Genomic DNA, 18,541 nt, shown 5'->3' with positions numbered 1-18,541 from the left:
TTAATATCACTGATTCTTTAAGTGAGAAGTCTAGTTGGATGATATGTCGACGACTAAAAAAAATAAATTCTGATAGGAATTTATTTTCCTTCATATTTTTGGAGTCGACTGCGAGTTCTACTATGTGCTTCAGCGCATTTAGTAAAATCATATACGTAGTGAAAAGTGAGTACTTTAGTTCAAACTAGCTATCAGTCCCACTTTTTAACGACTGCGATTATATTTTGTTAAGTCTGCCTTAGCTTTGATAGGGTCTTAAACGAAAGGGAGAGACCATGAATAACGAAACATTTACAAAAACACAATTTATTGAAATCAAACAACAGCTTGCTAACTATGCGATTAGCAGTTTTGGAAAAACGTTGATCGACAATTTACAGCCCCATTCTAAATTATCAGTTGTCGAAAAAAGACTGAACGAAACGGAAGAAGCTAAAAAACTTTTAGATAGTGGACTGCACGTTCCCTTTATGGGCTTGCAAAGCGCAGAACACATAACGAAACAGCTTGAAAAGGGCTTTGTTTTAACACCATCTGAATTGTTAGAGTATGCCGATTTTCTTCGCAGTCTGCGCTTGATTCGCCAATTTTTTGAAAAAAATCAAAGTATCGCTCCATTACTGAATCGTTACGGGCAAGGATTAAATGATTTCCAAGAAATCGAAGAAGAGATTTATCAAGTTATTCGTAACGGACGGGTCGTTGATAACGCGAGTCGTGAATTACGACGTGCGCGACGAGACATTGCTGAAACAGAGGATAAGATCCAAGAATTACTAAAAAAATTCATTCGACAAAATAAAGAGAAATTACAAGAAGCCATTATCTCTAAGCGAAACGATATTTTTACCGTACCGATCAAAGCCGCGTACAAAAAGCAAGTCAAGGGAACAATCGTTGAGCTTTCTAGTAAGGGGACGACGGCTTATATCGAGCCTAGTAGTGTCAGTCGCTGGAATGAACAGCTGACGTACCATAAAATGACCGAAGAGGCGGAAGTTTATCAAATTTTGGCGACCTCAACCGGGCTATTGGCAGAAGCCTTGCCAATGATACAGCAAAGCATTGAGATTATCGCTGAGTTCGATCAGATTTTTGCTCGTGGAAAATTCAGTCGCGAGTTAAAAGGTCTAACACCAAAAATAAATGCTCGTGGCTATATTCATTTAGTTGCAGCGACTCATCCGCTGATCGACCATGCTGTGCCGCTAGACTTGACCATTGGCAAAGACTACCGTGGTTTAACAATCACCGGGCCTAACGCCGGCGGCAAGACAGTGGTCTTAAAAACAGTCGCTCTATTGACCTTAATGACGATGATTGGGTTACAGATTCCAGCTAAAGCAGGTTCTGAGATCGCTATTTTTGATCAAATTTTTGTTGATATCGGTGACGCCCAAAGTATTGAAAATGCCTTGAGTACCTTCTCCGGTCATATGCAAAATATCTCAACCATTCTGCGGCAGGCCCATGAAAATAGCCTTATTCTACTAGATGAGCTAGGTAGTGGTACTGAGCCAAATGAAGGTGCCGCGTTGGCAATAGCGATTATGGAAGAATTTTATCAAAAGGGCAGTATTTTGATTACAACGACCCACTACGGCGAAATCAAGCGTTTTGCTGAAGAGCATCCCGACTTTATTACAGCTGCTATGGACTTTGATGCCGAACGGCTTACGCCCAAATATCGCCTGTTGATTGGCCAAACCGGCGAAAGCAATGCACTGTGGATCGCCAAAAAAATGGCAATTGATGACAAAATCATCGAGAAAGCTCAAAACTATTTTGTTGACCGAAATTATCAGTTAGAGAAAAAGAATTTTAAAGTCAAAGAATCCGATAAGACAAATACCGCGATTCCCACAATGACTTACTATAAAGGGGACAAAGTTTTCTTGTTAGAGCAACAGCAACCGGCTTTGATCTACCAAGAAATTCCATTTAGTGAAAATGTCTCAGTCTTCTTTGAGGACAAATTTATCGAAGTTCCTAAGCGGCGAATCAAATTGGAATTTCGTGCGACAGAATTGTATCCAGCTGATTATGATGTTGAAAATCTATTTGAAGATTTTCAAGCGCGTAAGGAGCGCCGCGATATCGATCGTGGTTCTAAAAAAGCCCAACGGAAACTTAGAAAAGCCGCTGCAGAACGCCAGCAGCAAAATTAAAAAGAGGGTCTATGACAGTTGCTGTCATAGACCCTCTTTGCGAATACATTGTCTATTCGTATTGTTGATAGGTTTTCGTTTTATAAAGCCCAACGGTTGAGCGCTGGTTATTCTCACTATACAAACTAGAAGACTTGGCGCCTTTTTGTCGCTCGATCGTTTCTAGTCGAGCCTTTTGGTTGCGATAATCATAGGAGTTAGGATCAATCGAGTCTAATCCGCTATTTTGATAAAATCTCAGTAAATCGCCGTTATTGATTTTATCCGAGGTAATCAGTTGCTGATCCACCGCCTGATTCAGCTCCGTAAAGACTTGCTCTTGCTCTGGTGTCGGCTCGTCAATGACTTGGGCTGTCTGATTGTCGTACATTTTACCTCCATAGAAAGTATATTGCGGAGTCACAAAATCGCCATCTCTAAAGGCCACTACTTGCTTATGTTCGGGAGAAAATAAATCTTGACCTAGCTGCAAATATTTTTTTGAATTGATCCCTAATAAATGCAAGAGAGTAGGGAGGGCATCAACTTGTCCACCATAGGTATGATTGATCCCGCCGTTGGTCGCGCCAGGAACATGGATCATGAAAGGAACACGCTGCAGTTGAGCATTGTCATAGTCTGTCCAACTATCAGAATCTTTACCAAGCAGCGGAGCCAATTCCTTATTACGGGTGTTTGAAATCCCATAATGATCACCGTACAAGACAAAGATCGAATTGTCATACAGTCCGCTAGCTTTCATGTAATCAAAAAATTCTTTCAATGCAGTATCTAAATAATTAGCTGTAGCAAAATAGCCATTGATCGTTTCATCTTTGGTGTTCGCCATCGGAAATCCATCTTCCTCATTCTTGAAGCGAGAATAAGGGTAGTGGTTTGAAACCGTAATGAATTTTGCATAGAAAGGCTGCTGCAAATGTTCCAAATATTGGACTGATTGATTCAAGAAAGGCTTGTCATGCATCCCGTATTGGAAGGAATTGTCATCATTCACATCGTAGTAAGAAGAATCAAAGAAATAATCAAAGCCTAAGTGCTTATAAGTTTTGTCGCGATTCCAGAAAGAGGCAGAATGGCCATGAAAGACAGCTGATGTATAATCGGCTTTTTGTTTTAAAATATTCGGAGCGGCTTCAAAAGTATTTTTGTCACCCATTTGTGTGAATAAGGCCCCTTGATTTAGGCCAAACAACGAATTTTCCATCAATGTTTCGGCATCGGATGTTTTACCAGCTTTTACCTGATGAAAGAAATTATCAAAACTATAGGTACTTTCACCATGATACAAGCTATTTAAAAAGGGAGTGACAGTGTGGTTCACGCCATTCTCATCTGGCAGCTGATAGTCGATCAAAAATTGCTGAAAGCTCTCCAAATGGATGTAGACAACATTTTTTCCTTTAGCGATTCCATAAATCGAATCATCCGGTTCAGCATAATGATCTTTAATGTAGCTTTCAACTTCCTTTAAATCAGTCGGGCTGGCTTCCGCTCGGATCTGGTTGTTTTGATAGGTTTGATAACTGTCGTATAAAGTAAAGGCATTGATCCCTAAATATTTTACTAAGTACTCCCGGGAAAATTGTCGGCTCAATAGACCGGTACGATCGATTTCCGCTAAAAAAATATTCCCGCTGCCAATCAACAAGGATATAGCTGCTAACGCTGTGGCCTGACGAAAACGTGGATAATCTGTTGCTATCGGTAGTTTTTTTCTAATCAATAAAACAGGAATCACTAGCAAATCTAAAATATAAATGAAATCATACCAACGAAATAGCCGTAGGGCGCTTTCACCTAAACCAGTAGAAACCTGACCGGCCCCTAATAAGGTATTGATTGTAATGAAGTCGGTAAACTCTCGATAATAAACAGCATTGGAAAATAACCAAATCGTCAGTAGCGCATAAATGCTGAATAAAGTAGCGTAAGCAACCTTTGGACGCTTAATGAATAGACCAATACTCAGCAGCACCATCGAGACGCTTAAAGGATTGATCAATAGAATAAATAACTGCATCGGACTTTGGATGCCTAAATGAAAATCGACCACGTAGGCGAACATATTTTTTAGCCACAATAGCAGTATCAATAAACTGAAAAAGCCTATGCGTGTTTTAATAAAGTTCGTATATTTTTTTAAATGAGACATTTACATGCTCCTTATATTTTTATCCATATATCTTAAATATTCTATCGGTTTTTACCAGGAAGGTCAAACGTATTCCTTATAAAAAAGCCGATATTACAGCATTTCCCTATTATCGTTAAAAGAAAATAAAAGAATCTTAATAAACCAACAACTCGTTCAAATTCATTCTTTATAGGACATAAATAATAAAACTTGCGGAAATACAACGAATCAATTATTCTTACCAAAGTGTTTAAATTGGCAAAAGTAGGAGGGGATCTTGATGAAGCACTCATCTTGTATCGTACGGCCAAAGAAAGCAATCATGCCGGCTAATAAGTAATCCTTTGATGGAAATTCTTTTCCTCAAAGAGTAGAGACGGGGGAAATTATGAATATAGAAAAACCAATTATGCAGCCATATGAATATGGCTATTGTAAACAACAAATCAGCGAGCTAGTTGCCGCGTATCATTCAGTTAATGACAAACAAACGATCAACACTTTGCAAACATTAATTAAGAGCAAGACTGCCGAAATATTTAGTCGTCACGCGTTACTGGAAACTTATTGGGAGCAATTTCTTAATACAAGCCTGACCAGAGACACGTTCGAAAAATTATTCGATGAGCTGAAAGCATTTGTTGTTCCTATGAATATTCCAACAACCAAACAAATCGACAAATGTTTTCGTAAGGTCAAAAAAATGCACTATCCAGAATTAATGATGACTGACTTTACTGAACTAAGTTACTTAGGCTGGAACGATAGCGGAACCAATCGGAAATATTTGATGCGCCAAATCGATGGGCGTTTTTCAGGTATTTATGGGAGTTTCAGTACCGATATTCAAAAAGGTCATTGTGCGATTTGTAATCAAATAAGTACTGTGAGTTTCTTTTTGGCAACAACAAAATCAGCTGGTGACGGAACGTATACGAAAAAAGGCAATTACATTTGTACTGACAGCAATCAATGCAATCGTCAGCTAACACAATTAGAAACCTTTGAACGTTTCTGGGAAACGATTAATAAATAGTAAATAAACCGCTCTAAGACTAAGTTAAGTCAGTTAGAGCGGTTTATTTGTTAGGAAAGATGGTAAATACAATAAAAAGAAAAAAATTTTATTTTAGTTTACATAATATACATTAACAAAAGTTAACTAGTAATAATTCGTCGCAATTAGTTCTATTTGAATCATAGATATTTCAATTATCTATTCTTAGTATCATTTGAGCATTCGAATTTTTATTTCAATAAATTGCCTCTTATTGTTTTAAATTAAAAAAATCGATACTTGAACTTTCTATTAGAAAAAATCTTTTCCGGTTTTTGTTCACTCGTTTAACTATGAATTATATTTATGTAGCTTAATAGTTAAAGTTTCTGAAACAAACAATTTGCAATTATTTTAAAGTTTTTAGTCATTAAACTATTGAGTAAATTTAAAAATGCAACTTCGGTGATCAATTGAACCAAAAATACGGAATTTTTCTTGTAAACACTATGAAAACGAAATCTTTTTTCTTATAACAAATCGAAAGTACCTATTCAACGTATTTATTTGTAAAGAGTCCACATAAGGAGTGTTTCTATGAAAAAATCCAGCTTTAACCTTATTTTCTTTGGCCTCATAGTCATAGCTCTCGACTACTGCTATGATTTTTTACCAACTACCTATTTTTATATGGGCGTCTTGTTTGTTTTTCTCGGTATTAGCTCAGAGGTGTTCCCTTACCTTAGCAAAATCAAACGTTTCTCAAAAGCCCAGATTCAGCAGATCGATTCAATGGATGGAATCGAATTTGAAGAATACATGGCCTATCTATTGGATAAATGTGGCTATCAGCGGCCTAAGATTACGCAGAAGTCTGGCGATCAAGGAATTGATATCATTGCTACACAAGAAAAGTTGAAAATTGGCTTTCAATGTAAACGATGGAAGAAAAAAGTTGGTAATAAAGCGGTGCAAGAAGTCTATGCTGGGATTGGTTACTACTCTCTTGATAAGGCTATCGTGATAACCAATAGCTACTACACAACTTCAGCAAGGCAGCTTGCGAAAAAACTTGCTGTTGAGCTTTGGGATCGAAATGATTTAATCAGGCTTATAGAAAACGAGCAACGAATAGATCTTAAGAATTCAAATTTATGAAGAAATCGTATTTTTTAATAAATAGACTAAGTGTTCGCGAATCATCCCGTTTTGATTTCGTAAATAACCGAATTGAAAGGTCATTCCTAATTTTTCTAACACTTTCCTTGAAGCAATATTCTCAGGAACTATTTGTGCGACGACTTGTGGCAAATGATTATTTTTAAATGCTCGCTGCACAAGTTCTTCAGCAACGATAGTTCCATAACCATTCCCTTGAAACTCCTGTTTAATAATGTAAGCGAGTTCATCGAACTCCGTTCCTTGAATTTTTGTTCTGATGATACCACCTATTCCAATCAATTCACTGCTCTGATTTTCTACAATATAATAACTATATCCATAATCTAAATATTGCTGTTGAATTTTTTTTATCCACCCATTTACCTCTCTATCAGTGTAAACTTTCCCCCATCCCATAAGCATTAGTTCTTCGTTTTGCAATAATGATTTTAAAAAATAGAAATCGTCTTGCTTTACTTTTCGCAATTGAATAGCTGTCATCATTTGATCCTCTTTTCGATAATTGATCTTATAAAAAATAATCACCCACTGTTTTCCTAACATGGAGTGATTATTTTTTGATTTTATTTTTGAAATGTTTGATCTTATCTAGGGTAATGATTTTGTTTATTTCGCTCGTTTCGTCACCCTCTGCTTTTTTGCGTTCTTCAACAAGTGAAATGCCTCGATGCTCGGCTCTAAAAATAGTGCGTTTGATCTCCTCGACTTGTGCTAATTTTTTTATGGCTTCCGGATCGTTTTTAAATAGGGCCTTTGTTTTCCGATCATGAATCTTTTCAGTTGTTTTTTCATTCCAATAACTGATTAAAGCTAGATTGATAGCTAAAGCAATCAGCAAGAAGTTATCGGTTACACGAGCATGACTTAAATAGCCATTATTAAACAACCAGACAACATAGCAAAGCAGCGCAATGAAGCTGAAGACTTGATAGACACGCAATACCTTTTCACGCCCTGTTCGATCAGCAAAGGTCGGTTTTGCTTCGTTAAATAAGGCAAGATAAACCGCACGTCCTGCTTCAAATTCAGACTGGGTCTTCTCGGCTGTTTCATAGGCTTCTCGTTTTGTAAAGCCTTGTTCTTTCATATAATATTTCGCGATTTTTCTCTTTCGAATCATTTGAACCCCCTCTTCGATACGACCATCATAAATATGCTGAAGATTCATTAGGTTAGCTCCTTAATCACGTAAAAATCTATTTTAGGTACCTCCCATTTTATCATTAAGTAAGAAGAAAAACTAAGAAATAATTTAATATTTTCAAGGGGTGATGAATTAACTAAAAAGAAAGCTATTAGCACTGGTTTGGCGGCTAATAGCTTTCTTTTTAAATTGTTTTCAATGCTTCAGCAATCGGTGTATCGCCATTGCCCATTAGAATAATTTTCTTGATTGTATTGTCTTGTTTTAGTAATCCTGCTAAAACAAGAGCAACATCCTCAATCGAATTTTCCGTTTTTCCAGTGACGTCGGTGGTGATTTTACCGCTGCCTGGTGTTTCTAAAAGACTACCTGGCTGTAAGATCGTGTAATCTAAACTCGTCTTATCAATCAACCAATTATCAGAAAAGAATTTAGCAATGTTGTAGTCGGTTAAGGCTGTTCCCCATTTTTCTGGTTGTAAAGCGAACAGCGAGCTTAAATGGATATAGCGCTTGATTCCTTTTTGCTCTACGGCTTGCATCAATTTCACTGCGCCAAATAAATCTGTCTGCAGTAAATCTTTTCCTCGTGAACCGGCGACGAAATAGACCGCTTCCGCATCGTTTAATGTTTCAGCGATTTCATCGATCGATCCGTGCATATCTAAATGGACTGGCTCGACGTCCTCACTTTTAGTAATGTTTTCTTCATGTCGTGCTCCCGCATAGACAAAATGTCCCTGCGTAACTAAATTTTTGGTCAACTCTTCTCCTACTCGTCCAGTTGCTCCAGCGATAAATATTTTCATAGTAATAGCCCCTTTCCTCACCACATATGCTAACGCATTTTGATTTATCCAACAAATATTTTCGCTTATAATTGGATGGCCGATAAAACAACCAATTGGCTGTTTTATTTTTAGTAAACCCTTTTATAATAGAGAACATTAAGGAGCTTATTTATGACAAAAACAATACTGACCATTGCAGGTTCCGACACGTTAGCTGGAGGCGGACTGCAATCAGATTTAAAAACCTTTGAGGACTATCGTTTATTTGGTTTAACGGCGATTACCTGTATCGCTGTGGTGAAAAATAATCAGTTTGAAATTCATGACCTGCCAACGACCTTATTGCAAGATCAGCTAGACACGATCAAACAGGGAATCGATCTGTCGGCGATTAAATTAGGGTTGATCCATGATGTGACTTCACTTTCAATCGTGAAAGACTTTTTACAAAGCTTTGACGGTCCAATTGTTTTAGATCCAGTCATGGCTTTTAAAGAGACCAATCAAGTTTACAGTCAGAACTATCGAGCGGGATTGATTCAATTGTTTCCTTTTGCGACGATCGTTACACCCAATCTTAAAGAGGCTGAACTATTAAGCCAGCAAAAAATTACGACACTTGCTGAAATGAAACAAGCAGCTCAAGCAATTGTTGAGTTAGGAGCAGCAGCAGTTGTCATTAAGGGCGGTGAGCGCTTGGCTGGTGAGCTGGCTTCCGATTTATTTTACGATGGCAATCAGTTCAACCTTTTGTCTAAGCCGAAGCTGGCAAAAGCAACCATTAACGGTGCTGGCTGTACCTTCGCTTCCGCGATTGCGTCTAACTTAGTTTTAGGGAAAAATTTAGCGACGACGATCGCTGATAGTAAAGAGTTCGTCTATCAAAGTATCCTTAACGGGATTACTTTAAAAAATGGAGAAGGAAATGTTTGGTACGGCAATAGTATAGAGACGGAGGAACAGACATGAAAACGAAAGAAATGACGAAATTGGCAATGATGGTCGCCTTGACTGTCACCTTATCACTGATGTTTATCATTCCAATCCCAGCGACTAAAGGCTTTGTGACACTTTGCGAAGTCGGAATTTATGCTTCTGCCTTATTCTTTGGCCCAACTGGCGGATTATTGGTAGGTGCAATGAGTGGTGGCTTGATCGATCTGATCTCTGGGTATCCCGAGTGGGCAATTTTTTCGATTGTGATTCATGGCTTCCAAGGATTTCTCTTAGGCTATTTGTATAATAAATTTCCCAATAAAAAAGGGTTATTATTAGGTTTTACATTGGCTAGTTTATTTATGATTATCGGTTATGCGCTAGCGACTGCCTTATTATTCGGCTGGCCGGCGGGAATCGCGTCGCTGCCAAGTAACGCGGTACAAAATATCTTCGGAATCGCCGTGACCGTCCCCCTTTATCAAGCGTTACAAAAAGTATTGCGTCATCCTCAATATAAATAGAAAGAAGTTTTAGACATGGAAAAAGCACAATTACAACAAGACCTAACAACGATCGTCAATGATGTATTAGCGGCGGCTGAATTAAAAGCTGGCGACACCTTCGTCTTAGGCTGTACGACTAGCGAGATCGTCGGTGGGACTATCGGCAAAAATTCTAGCCAAGAAACCGGTCAATGGGTTATTGAAACATTAAAAAGTATTCTTGATCCACAAAAAATTTACTTAGCCGTTCAAGGCTGCGAACACATCAATCGTGCCGTTGTTGTCGAACGAGAATTAGCCGAAAAGAAGGACTGGGAAATTGTTTCAGTCAAACCCGCCCTTCATGCTGGCGGATCTTGTTCAGTAGCAGCTTTTGAGCAATTCACTGATCCGGTGGAAGTAGAACATATCGTTGCCCAAGCTGGGATTGATATTGGTGACACCTCTATCGGGATGCATGTAAAATACGTACAAGTACCTGTCCGTCCTTCAATTAAAGAATTAGGCGGTGCTCACGTTACCGCTTTACGCAGTCGGCCAAAATATATTGGCGGACCAAGAGCGACTTATTAAGCATAAAAAGACACGTTTCAAGCATTTCGCTGAAACGTGTTTTTTTTAAATAAACCGTGCAATCAACTGCAACAGCTGATGAGGCAAGGTTGATATATCCGAGATATCGACAAAATTATTTTCACCGTACAACTCACGTAACTGCTCTTTATCTTCACCAATAGCGCAAGCGATGAATAGAATTCCTTGTCGTTCGTATTCTTGCAAGACATCTTGGATATCTTGCTTGGCTCTCTCGCCAGTATAATCTGGTAAGGCTTTAGGCTGACCATCACTAATCGATAACAGCACTTTTGTATCCGCTGCTTGTTGATTCAGCTTTTCGGCTAAGAGTCGCAATGGAACGCCGTCACGATTATTTTGCCGCGGCTTCATAGTGGCAATTTTTGCCGCCATGAAATCATAAGAATCATCAAATTCTTTATAAGAATAGATCGAAGTCTTTTCTCGCTGACTAAGGTCGGCAGAATCGCCATACAGCATCAATGGAATCTTCGTTTTTTCCGCAAATAAACTTAAGGCTACGGCCGCCAGTTTCGCCGTCTCCATCCGGTCATCTCGCAACATCGAACCGGATTCGTCCACGCGCACCGCTAGAGCTAATGAGGGTTGCTCATTCGGCGGATTTTTTTTATCAAAGTTTCGCAAATCGCCATAAGCAACATGTCCGGGATTGAAGCGCGCCCCGTAATATTTCCCGCTAGAAAAATCATTGCTGACTTCCTTATCTAACAGATCATTGATCACGCGGCTCAGGCTGTCAACTTCCGGTAACACTTTTTGTGTTAATTCCTGTCCTTGTTCCAGCGCTTTTTCATTGATCTTTGGCCGATGCAAGATCGTTCCTTCTTTGGCGTGGATCGTTTCTTTTAGAGCTTCTCGGACTTCGCGATTCAACTCTTTGCGTTTAGTTTTATCAAGTTCGGTTAGTTCATCTAGTGACATGGCTGAACCAAGTTTATCCTCTTCGTCAAGTGAGGCGGAGTTGCCTTTGGATTCGGCATCCGAAGTCTGGCCCTCCTCAGGAAGCGTCATTGCCTCTTGCTCTGGTTCCTTTTCACCTGTATCCGCAAATTCTAAGATTTCGTCTGATGCTGCGTCTAAGTCACTACTTTCGTCACTGATGGCTTCACTTTTTAAAGTGGTGTTTTCAGCTTCTTCTATGATATTCCGTTCAGATGCTTCTGCTTGACTGATTTTTCGTCCTTGCTGCAATTTTTGTTGATTTTTTACTTGCTGCAGCTTGGTTAACAGTCCGCTTTGTTCTAGGGCATTCTGCAAAATTTTTAATTCTGTTTCATCGGTAGTCAGTTTGTAGAGAACCTTAGGAAAAATACTTTCTAACGGATCTTGGCCTTGCTTCAAGCTATTGACCCAGAAGAAATAGGAACGCATGCCAGCGACACCTTTAATCGCGTTTGCTTTGGCCGTTTCATCTAGTAATCGAATAATTTGAGCCATGATCGCTAAATAATCTCGATCAGAAAAATTCGTTTTGGCTGTTGCCCGCTCGATCATGACTTCAATCGACGGCAGATCCATTTTTTCCGCGTGCTGAACCCGGTCCCGCAGCGATTCATTCAATGGCCGATTGCCTTGATAGTTCCGATTGGTGGTAATCACGACGACACAATCAGGGTGCCGACGAATGATCCCGGTGGGAATGTTCAATAAGCCATTCGGTTCTAACGCTGAGTTTAACGCCACTAATACTGAAGCATCCCGAATCACTGTCGGTTCTTGGATCTCCAATAGATAGCCTCGCTGCATCGCTCGCACAATTTCTGAAGGATAGAATTTATATTCGACACTCTTAGTATTTTCTGGCTGGTTGATCCGTTCAATCAATTGGCTCAAGCGTTCTTTGGCTTGATTGTCGTCAATTTGAAAGTGCTGCTGGATGACGTTTAATACGGTTTGCAGCGAGTCCGTCTGATAAATCGCTTCTAATAATTCTTGATCTTCATTGTCATCGGTGGATACTACTGGTAATAACGCGCCAAAGACATCGGTTTTGTCCATATCGGCAAAACAGGTTACTTTTGTATAAGGCAGCTGCAAATCATCGGAGAGCGCGCGAGCTAATTGAGTTTTTCCTGAACCGGCATCTCCTTCTAACAATACATTCATGATTTTCATTTCAGGATCGAGCCAATTATGCTTGATTTCTGAAGCGATCCGCAGTTCTTCCTGACTGGTTTTATGGCTGGCTGGCTTGTGCCAGATCATTTGTTTTTCTACTTTAGTAAAGGTACGGCCTTCTGTGATCACAAAAGGATTTTCCATGCTGCTCACCTCAAGTTTTAAAGATTTTTAATAGCCTAGTTCGTCTAAAAGACGTTTCAATGTGCGATAACGTTGCGCGATCAAGTCGCCATCCTTGTTCATCGTATCATTGAACAAAATAATGTCTTCATCGATTTTAGGATTCTCTGTATCTACTTGAACTTCCATTCGTCCACCTTGTAAGCCTAAAATCTCAACGGATGGATTTTCTGGATCATAAAATTTTTCATACCGATAGGCATCTTGTAGGTAGATACTTGATTGGGCCACTAGGATCGCTAAATCCAAAATCCGCGTAATCGGTAATTCCTCCGATTGCCGAGACCATTTTTCCCCAGTGTGACGCCAAACCTTTCCTGAGATATCCACTCGTCCACGATCATTCCATTGAGCTAAACCTAACGTCAATCCCTTTGCGTCACTATCCCATGCGTTATGTCCATCGATCTTATCGTAATCCTCCACTAAAAAAACCGGTTTATGCTTTAGATTTGTTGGTATTTTCATTACAAAATCCTCCTGATTCTCTTCACTAATTTAGTAAATTAGTAAACTACTAATGAAGAAAGAATACGAAATTTTAGTGATTAATGCAAGGAACTTACTTCTAAATGAACTCTTTTTAAAAATAAAAACTCACTAGCAAACTAGTGAGTTTCGTCTATTATTTCGCCACGCCTAACGCGATGGCTTTGTCGCCTAAATGCGTGCCGATGACCGGACCAAATGTTCCAATATCGATCGTCGCTTCAGGATATTTATCTCTAAGTTTTTCGTATTCTTGTTGGGCTAACTCAGGATTGTTGCCGTGAATGATAAAAATTCGTAGATCTTCGCCATTCACTTGCCGGCGTTCTTCAATGATTTCTTCTGTTCGTTGAAGAGCTTTTTTTAAAGAACGGATTTTTTCTGCCAGCACAATCTTACCGTCTTCAAAGGTTAAGATCGGCTTGATTTTCAATAGACCGCCAATGATCGCTGCACTATTGGTCAGACGGCCGCCACGCACCAAATTATCTAAATCATCCACGATGATATAGGCGTTGGTCGTATCGCGAATCGTATCAACAGCCGCAATAACTTCATCAAGGGATTTTCCTTGATCGCTCATTTCTAACGCTTTTTCCACCATATAGCCCATGGGCACACTAGTGATCTTTGAGTCGTAAGGAATGACCTGCAAACCTTCAATATCTTCTTTGATTGCCGTCAAAGTCCGTACAAAACCAGAAATACCTTCTGATAGATGAATACTGATTACTGTGTCATAGCCTTGTTCCTTGATTGAGCGGTACAATTGGAAAACTTCCCCTAACACCGGTTGAGAGGTTTTAGGAAAGTCCTTACTTTCTTTGAGCTTTTGGTAAAATTCTTCATATCCGATATCGACGCCTTCTTCAAAAGGCTCGCCATCAATGATTACTGGAATCGGGATAATAAATAAATCTTTATGATTACGTACGCGTTCATTCAGATAGGCGGTGCTATCTGTCACGATCGCTAATTTCATATTCATTTCCTCGTTTCAATCAAAATTTACAATAATTATAATATAGCATACTCACAGTAGCATGGGAATCAAAAATCGGCTACTTGTCTAAAAAGGCTTGGACCGCCTGAGTATTTTGATTGGTATCGACGGCCAGTGCACTGCCGGCATTTGCCGTATCGATATACGACCATGAACCATCGGCCGGTAACGTCAAACGCTCGATCCCACCAACAGCTTTGGCAAAATTGAAAAAGTTACCTAAGACAAAGGTATTTGGCATATCTGTTGATAGATAGCCCCAGATTTTTCCGGCTGCGTAAGGTCCTCTTAATAGTACTAATGGATTTTTTAATTGACTAAAGACACTTTGCATCACTTGCTGTTGTCGCCGAACACGACCAAAGTCGCCTTCTTCGTCCATCCGAAAACGAGCGTAGTTCAACAAGGTGTGACCATTCATTCGTTGTGGACCCTTACTGATTGGTTGATCAATATAAGAGCTCATATCTTTCTCTGAATCGATTTGAACCCCACGTGGAAATAGCGCATCTACACCTTTTTCAAAAGTCTGGAAATCCACCATCGCGTAATAACGACAATCAATCCCAAAATTATCTTTTAATGTTTGACGAACTAAATCAGCACCGCCGTAGGCATAAGCAGCATTCAATTTGTTTTCACCAACTCCAGGGATATTGACGTACATATCCCGCATAAAGGAAACTAATTTGGGTTTGCCATGACCATCTACTTGCAGAACCATCATGGAGTCAGAACGGCCGCTGATATTGTCGCGCGTGTCGCTTCCTAAAAGTAAAATATTCTTCGTTCCATTAGAAGACTCCACGCCGTTAAATTCTTGGGTCTCGATTTTTGGCATGGAAGAATCATGCTTCGCCGCAAAATTTCCAACACCGAAAGAAATGACTGAAAAGCCTAGTAGCACCACCAAAATCATTAATAGGATTCTACGCCAGCTTCGTTTTCGTCTCGGCTTTTGTTCATAAGGGTTTTTAGCCCTTCGTTTGAAAGGATTTTTTACTGAAGGAAATTTAAAGTTAAAGCGTTTCTTTTCAGGCTTTTGATCGTATTCTTGATAATAGAACTTCTCTTCTGGTTCTTCATAGCGTTCGGTCGTAGCATCTCGTTCAGACGAAGACTGATTCTTTTGTGTATTTTTTTTGATCTCACGACGAAAGCCAAAAGGCTGTTTTTCTTCCTTTTGACTTTCCTTATGAATATCCTTATATTTATCCATTCGGCTCATAGTGCACCTCTTCATTTCCATACTGTTAATAATAAAATAGCAAATCAACCGGTATTTGTCTTATTTTTATAAAAAAAAATTAGAAAACCTTAACTACTAAGATTTTCTAATTTTTGGAATGTAGGTGGGGTAATCCCCGATTAAAGTAACATCAAAATGTTGGGCATTTAACTGCTGTAGAACGCTTTGTAGCTGATCCCCTTGCGGCCGTTCTAAATCAATAATGAAAAAATATTCTCCCAGCTGAGTCTTCTGAGTCCGGGATTCAATTTTAGTTAAATTAATTTTTTCAGCAGCAAAAAAGGCTAAACATTGATAAAGCGCACCAGGATGATCCATCGCTAGATCAAATAACAGCGTCACTTTTTGCTTTTCTTGTGGTAAGTCGCTAATCAGCGGCTGATTTCCCAGCAGCCAAAAGCGTGTCTCATTATTATCGATCGATTGAATCTCTTCTTTGACGATTTGCAAATCAAATTGCGTGGCCGCTTCTCGGGAACCGATCGCCGCATATTTTTTATCCGGATTCTGCGCCACCTTTTGAGCCCCTAAGGTAGTCGAACCCAGCTGTTCGATATCAACCGAGGGAAAGTGATTCATCAAAAATAATTGCGATTGCGCCAATGCTTGCGGGTGGCTGCAGATCAATTCTGTTTCCTGCCAACTTTGAGCGTGATTGGGATGAACCATTAATTGTTGACGAATCGGCAAAACAATTTCCGCTTGAATCGTAGGTAAAGTTTGGAAAATCAGATCCAAGGTTGGCAAGACAGAGCCTTCAATAGTATTTTCAATCGGTACCATGCAGTATTCTATTAGTCCACTTCGCAACGCTTCTAGTAAAGCTGGTAACGAATCATAAGACATCAATTCCTCTGGTGCAAAAAAATTAGTCGCAGCACTATAAGTAAATGACCCTTTCGGTCCTAGATAGCCAACCTTCATTACGATCCCACCTGTTGGATGATTTCTGAAACGATTTCTACCGGTTTCTTTTCAGTCGTATCGATAACGACCTTCGCTAGTTTTTCGTATAATTTTTCTCGGGAGAAGAACAACCGTTTTAAATCGCCATCATCATTTTTGATTGCTAATGGACGAACATTGACATGATCTTCACGAATTCGTTTAACTAAAATATTCGCGTCTGCCTTCAAATAAACTACCAATTTATCCGATAAAACTTGTTGATTTTCTTTTTGTAAAATCACACCGCCCCCAGTAGCGATGATCGATTCTTCCTTCAACGCTTCTTTTAAAAGCGTTGTTTCATGTTTCCGAAAAGAAGTTTCACCATGTTCCTCGAAATAATCACTGATCGGTTGACCAATCCGTTCAACTAGCACATCATCCATGTCAACTACTTGGGCGTTCAAGGTTTCCGCTAGAGCTTTACTGATCGTCGTCTTGCCCGCACCCATAAATCCAATTAAAACAATCGATTCCATTAGACATTCTCCTTATTCATATTAATGAATTAATTTTTTTTAAAAGCAAAATAATTAGTCTGATTCTCATGCCGTATATCATTCCACTAAACACTTTTACACTTGAGTGAGGTAACTATAATTTCTTATCAATTAAATTGAATAAACTGTGAAAAGCGGAACTGACATCCTTATTCGTATTAATGAATTAATTTTTTTTAAAAGCAAAATAATTAGTCTGATTCTCATGCCGTATATCATTCCGCTAAACATCTTTTCACTTGAGTGAGGTGACTATAATTTCTTATCAATTAAATTGAATAAACTGTGAAAAGCGGAACTGACATCCTTCGTATCATTCTTAATCCGTAATTAGTTGAGCTACGTCAGTGAAAAAATTGGGATAGGAAATATTGATGGCATCGGGATTGTTTAATTCCACCACTTCATCTGTCAGCAGTGCAGCTATCTGCAACATCATCCCGATTCGATGATCACCGTGACTGTCCACCGCTCCGCCATGTAGCGGTGTCGGTCCGTGAATAATCAGACCATCATCGGTCGCTTCGATCTTCGCTCCTAATTTATTTAGCTCTTGAGCTGTCGCATCAATTCGATTGGTTTCTTTGACTTTTAATTCTTGAGCATCGCGAATAATCGTCGTCCCATTGGCTTGTGTGGCAGCTAATGCCAGGATTGGCAGCTCATCAATCAAACGGGGGATGATTTCGCCGCCGATCTCACATGCCTGCAAGTTCGCTGTTTTTACTGCCAAATCCGCCGCTTGATTTTTTTGATCTAAATTGGTTTGCTGAATCTCTGCGCCCATTTCTAACAAAACATCTAAAATACCTGTCCGAGTGGGATTCACTCCTACATGTTTCAGTAGCAGCTGGCTTTCTGGTAAAATGCTGGCCGCTACTAGATAAAAGGCCGCGGAAGAAATATCACCGGGAACGATTACTTCTTGACCGACTAAATGCTGACCACCAGTCAAAGTAATGGTTCTATCGTCGACGTTGATCTCACCGCCAAATTGTTTGATCATCTCTTCTGTGTGATTTCGGGATTTTTCTTTTTCAATGATCGTCGTCGTCCCTTCGGCCTGCAGTGCCGCAAACAGTATCGCTGATTTTACTTGAGCACTTGCGATCGGCATTTCATAAGTGATTCCACTCAGTTTCTGACCGTGGATTTGAATTGGTGGGAATTCGCCGCCTTTTGCTCCTTGAATTTGCGCGCCCATTTGGCGTAAAGGACCCATCACCCGCTCCATCGGGCGCCGATTTAAGGAAGCGTCGCCGGCAATTTCACTAGTAAAAGGACGTCCGCCTAGAATTCCTAAAACTAAACGCATCGTTGTGCCGGAATTTCCAGCATCCAGTAATTGATTCGCTGTCGTTAAGGCTTCAATCCCTTTGCCTTCAACAATAATATCCCGCTGGTCTTCAGTGATACTTACTCCTAATGCTTTAAAAACCGCGATGGTACTGAGACAATCCTCGGCTCTTAAAAAATTATGAATCCTTGTCGTACCTTCACTGATTGCGCCAAACATAATGCTGCGATGTGAGATTGATTTATCCGCCGGTACCGTCAGTGTGCCATTCAGCCCTTTTTTTGTGGAAAGTAGCTTCAT

At 39.7% G+C, this 18,541-nt stretch carries 17 protein-coding genes; 6 read left to right on the top strand and 11 right to left on the bottom strand.

Translation table 11 applies throughout. From position 1 onward, the window contains the following. Window positions 1-275: 275 nt before the first annotated feature. Window positions 276-2,168 carry an endonuclease MutS2 gene (locus RV00_RS04420; protein WP_071861391.1) on the top strand — a complete coding sequence of 631 codons (1,893 nt, stop codon included), beginning with the start codon at window positions 276-278 and terminating at the stop codon, window positions 2,166-2,168. 52 nt (window positions 2,169-2,220) lie between these two features. On the opposite strand, the gene RV00_RS04415 is transcribed toward RV00_RS04420, so the two are convergent. After that, on the bottom strand, window positions 2,221-4,320 hold the full coding sequence (locus RV00_RS04415; protein WP_071861390.1) for an LTA synthase family protein: 2,100 nt from the start codon (window positions 4,318-4,320) through the stop codon (window positions 2,221-2,223). 370 nt (window positions 4,321-4,690) lie between these two features. Here RV00_RS04415 and RV00_RS04410 point away from each other — a divergent pair, with 370 nt between their 5' ends. Further along, window positions 4,691-5,338: a FusB/FusC family EF-G-binding protein gene (locus RV00_RS04410; protein WP_071861389.1), complete on the top strand. Its 648-nt coding sequence runs from the start codon at window positions 4,691-4,693 to the stop codon at window positions 5,336-5,338. Window positions 5,339-5,896: 558 nt separating this feature from the next. After that, window positions 5,897-6,457: a restriction endonuclease gene (locus tag RV00_RS04405; RefSeq protein ID WP_071861388.1), complete on the top strand. Its 561-nt coding sequence runs from the start codon at window positions 5,897-5,899 to the stop codon at window positions 6,455-6,457. On the opposite strand, the gene RV00_RS04400 is transcribed toward RV00_RS04405, so the two are convergent. The 3 genes from RV00_RS04400 to RV00_RS04390 all read right to left on the bottom strand — a co-directional run bounded on the left by RV00_RS04400 (window position 6,452) and on the right by RV00_RS04390 (window position 8,433). Beyond that, window positions 6,452-6,961 carry a GNAT family N-acetyltransferase gene (locus tag RV00_RS04400; RefSeq protein WP_071861459.1) on the bottom strand — a complete coding sequence of 170 codons (510 nt, stop codon included), beginning with the start codon at window positions 6,959-6,961 and terminating at the stop codon, window positions 6,452-6,454. The genes RV00_RS04405 and RV00_RS04400 overlap by 6 nt on opposite strands. A gap of 70 nt (window positions 6,962-7,031) precedes the next feature. Next, entirely contained in the window at window positions 7,032-7,649 is a 618-nt protein-coding gene (locus RV00_RS04395) for a hypothetical protein (protein ID WP_071861387.1), read from the bottom strand. Window positions 7,650-7,809: 160 nt separating this feature from the next. Beyond that, window positions 7,810-8,433: an NAD(P)H-binding protein gene (locus RV00_RS04390; protein ID WP_071861386.1), complete on the bottom strand. Its 624-nt coding sequence runs from the start codon at window positions 8,431-8,433 to the stop codon at window positions 7,810-7,812. 153 nt (window positions 8,434-8,586) lie between these two features. Between RV00_RS04390 and RV00_RS04385 the strand changes: the two genes are divergently transcribed. From RV00_RS04385 to RV00_RS04375, 3 genes are read left to right on the top strand one after another with little or no spacing between them, the layout of a single operon-like run. Further along, window positions 8,587-9,384, top strand: a complete 798-nt coding sequence (locus RV00_RS04385) for a bifunctional hydroxymethylpyrimidine kinase/phosphomethylpyrimidine kinase (protein WP_071861385.1) — start codon at window positions 8,587-8,589, stop codon at window positions 9,382-9,384. Continuing rightward, complete coding sequence (locus RV00_RS04380) at window positions 9,381-9,875, top strand: ECF transporter S component (RefSeq protein WP_071861384.1); 495 nt, start codon at window positions 9,381-9,383, stop codon at window positions 9,873-9,875. The genes RV00_RS04385 and RV00_RS04380 overlap by 4 nt, the downstream gene beginning before the upstream one ends. Window positions 9,876-9,890: 15 nt before the next feature. Then, a complete protein-coding gene (locus tag RV00_RS04375; RefSeq protein ID WP_071861383.1) occupies window positions 9,891-10,430 on the top strand; it encodes a TIGR01440 family protein in 540 nt (179 codons plus the stop codon). A 45-nt stretch (window positions 10,431-10,475) separates the two neighbouring features. Here the strand turns inward: RV00_RS04375 and RV00_RS04370 are convergent, their stop codons facing one another. From RV00_RS04370 to aroA, 7 genes are all read right to left on the bottom strand, one after another. Beyond that, window positions 10,476-12,716 carry an AAA family ATPase gene (locus RV00_RS04370; protein WP_071861382.1) on the bottom strand — a complete coding sequence of 747 codons (2,241 nt, stop codon included), beginning with the start codon at window positions 12,714-12,716 and terminating at the stop codon, window positions 10,476-10,478. A gap of 27 nt (window positions 12,717-12,743) precedes the next feature. Continuing rightward, complete coding sequence (locus tag RV00_RS04365; protein ID WP_071861381.1) at window positions 12,744-13,223, bottom strand: DUF6530 family protein; 480 nt, start codon at window positions 13,221-13,223, stop codon at window positions 12,744-12,746. A gap of 157 nt (window positions 13,224-13,380) precedes the next feature. Further along, window positions 13,381-14,226 carry a DegV family protein gene (locus RV00_RS04360; RefSeq protein WP_071861380.1) on the bottom strand — a complete coding sequence of 282 codons (846 nt, stop codon included), beginning with the start codon at window positions 14,224-14,226 and terminating at the stop codon, window positions 13,381-13,383. 79 nt (window positions 14,227-14,305) lie between these two features. Continuing rightward, window positions 14,306-15,475 (bottom strand): LCP family protein, encoded by a 1,170-nt coding sequence (locus RV00_RS04355; protein WP_071861379.1) that lies wholly within the window; start codon window positions 15,473-15,475, stop codon window positions 14,306-14,308. A gap of 96 nt (window positions 15,476-15,571) precedes the next feature. Beyond that, window positions 15,572-16,420: a prephenate dehydratase gene (gene pheA / locus RV00_RS04350; protein ID WP_071861378.1), complete on the bottom strand. Its 849-nt coding sequence runs from the start codon at window positions 16,418-16,420 to the stop codon at window positions 15,572-15,574. Continuing rightward, complete coding sequence (locus tag RV00_RS04345) at window positions 16,420-16,923, bottom strand: shikimate kinase (protein ID WP_071861377.1); 504 nt, start codon at window positions 16,921-16,923, stop codon at window positions 16,420-16,422. The genes pheA and RV00_RS04345 overlap by 1 nt, the downstream gene beginning before the upstream one ends. A 340-nt stretch (window positions 16,924-17,263) precedes the next feature. Further along, window positions 17,264-18,541 (bottom strand): 3-phosphoshikimate 1-carboxyvinyltransferase, encoded by a 1,278-nt coding sequence (gene aroA / locus RV00_RS04340; protein ID WP_071861376.1) that lies wholly within the window; start codon window positions 18,539-18,541, stop codon window positions 17,264-17,266.

This window comes from Enterococcus devriesei (genome assembly GCF_001885905.1).
Lineage (GTDB): Bacteria > Bacillota > Bacilli > Lactobacillales > Enterococcaceae > Enterococcus_A > Enterococcus_A devriesei.
Note: the sequence above shows the minus strand (reverse complement) of the source record. Positions and strands in the feature narration are given on the sequence as shown.